1 protein-coding gene is annotated in these 1,888 nt (G+C 74.2%); it reads right to left on the bottom strand.

Features of this window, described 5'->3' with window-relative positions:
- A partial coding sequence (locus ACWC9T_RS41705; RefSeq protein WP_449826235.1) for a non-ribosomal peptide synthetase occupies positions 1–1,888 on the bottom strand: 1,888 nt, incomplete at both ends.

Raw genomic sequence — 1,888 nt, 5'->3', positions numbered from 1 at the left:
GGTGGTGTAGTCGGGGGCGGGCAGGGCGCGGCGGTCCAGCTTGCCGTTCGCGGTCAGCGGGAGCCCATCCAGCACCACGACGGCGGCGGGCACCAGGTGTTCCGGCAGGCGGTCTCGTAGGAAGCCGCGCAGCGTGGCGCCTGACGCGGGGGCCGCGGTCACAGCGTAGGCGATCAGCCTCCGGTCGCCGGGCGTGTCCTCGCGGACCGCGGCGGCGGCCTGCGTGACCTCCGGGTGGGCGGCCAACGCGGCCTCCACCTCGCCGAGTTCGATCCGGAAGCCGCGCAGCTTGACCTGGTCGTCGGTGCGGCCGAGGTACTCCAACTGCCCGTCCGCCGTCCAGCGGGCCAGGTCGCCGGTGCGGTACATGCGCCCTCCCTGCCCGCCATCGCGCAGGAGGGGCCCATGGCCCGGCGCCCCGAACGGGCAGGCGACGAAGCGCTCGGCGGTCAGGCCGGGTCGGCCCAGGTAGCCGCGTGCGAGGCCGTTCCCTGCCAGGTAGAGCTCGCCCGGCACCCCGACCGGGACCGGCCGCAGCGCGGCATCCAGCAGATACACCCGGGTGTTGGTGATCGGCCGGCCGATCGGCGGGGTGCCGCTGCCTGCCAGCGGCTCGCTCATGGTGGCGCAGACGGTGGACTCGGTCGGTCCGTAGGCGTTGATCATCCGCCGTCCGGGTGACCAGCGCTCGACCAGCGCCGGCGGGCAGGCCTCGCCGGCCGTCACCAGCGTGGTCACGGTCGGCAGGTCGGCCGGCTCCAGGACCGCCAACGCGGCCGGGGGCAGCGTGAGATGGGTGATCCGGTACTCGGCGGTCCGCGCGACCAGCGGCGCACCCGGCCTCAGCAGCCCGGCCGGCAGGAGCACGGCGGTCGCACCGGCGAGCAGCGCCGTGCACAGCTCGGAGACCGCGGCGTCGAAGCTGGTGGAGGCGAACTGCAGGACGCGGCTGTCGGGTTGCACGGCGAACCGCTCGATCTGCGCGCTCGCGAGGCTCGCGATGCCGTGATGCGGGACGACGACGCCCTTGGGTCGGCCGGTCGAGCCGGAGGTGTAGACGACGTAGGCGGGGTGCCCGGCGCGAAGCGGCGTTATGCGCTCGGCGTCCGTCAGGTCCGTGTCGGACAATTCGGCCAGCGCCGAGCGGAGTTCGGGAGTATCGAGGGCCAGACCGGGGAGCCCGGACCGGCTGTCGGTCAGCACCAGCGCCGGGGTGGCGTCCTGGAGCAGATAGGCGATCCGCTCGGCCGGGTAGCCAAGGTCCACCGGCAGGTACGCGGCGCCCGCCTTCAGCACGGCGAGCAGGGCGACCACGAACTGCTCGGAGCGCGGCAGCGCGAGCGCCACCGTTCGCTCCGGGCCGACACCGAGGGCGACCAGGTGCCGGGCCAGCCGGTTGGCCGCCGCGTTCAGCGCGCGGTAGCCGAGTACACCGTCCGGGAAGGCCAGCGCGGTGGCGTCAGGAGTGCGGGCCACCTGGGCCTCGAAGAGCTGCGGCAGGGTGGCGGCCAACGCATCCGTGGCGGTGTCGTTCCAGGCGGCCAGGATGCGCTCGCGCTCGGCCGCGTGAAGGATCTCGATCGTGTGCACGGGCCGACCGGCGTCGTCGGCCACCGCGGCCAGCACCCGCACGAGGCGCCGGGCCATGGCGGTGGCGGTGGCCGCCTCGAACAGGTCGGTGGCGTAGTTGAGGATGCCGGTCAGGCCGGCGGGGGCGCCGTGCTCGTCGAAGGTCTCGGTGAGGGTGACGGTCAGATCGAACTTGGCGGTGTCCTCCCCAGTGGGCAGGGGGCTGGCGGTGAGGCCGGGGAGGTCGAGGGCGGCCTGCGCGGTGTTCTGCAGGACGAGCATGATTTGGAAGAGGGGGTGGCGGGCGAGTGAGCGGGTG

The sequence above is a fragment of the Kitasatospora sp. NPDC001159 genome (genome assembly GCF_053598235.1).
Note: the sequence above shows the minus strand (reverse complement) of the source record. Positions and strands in the feature narration are given on the sequence as shown.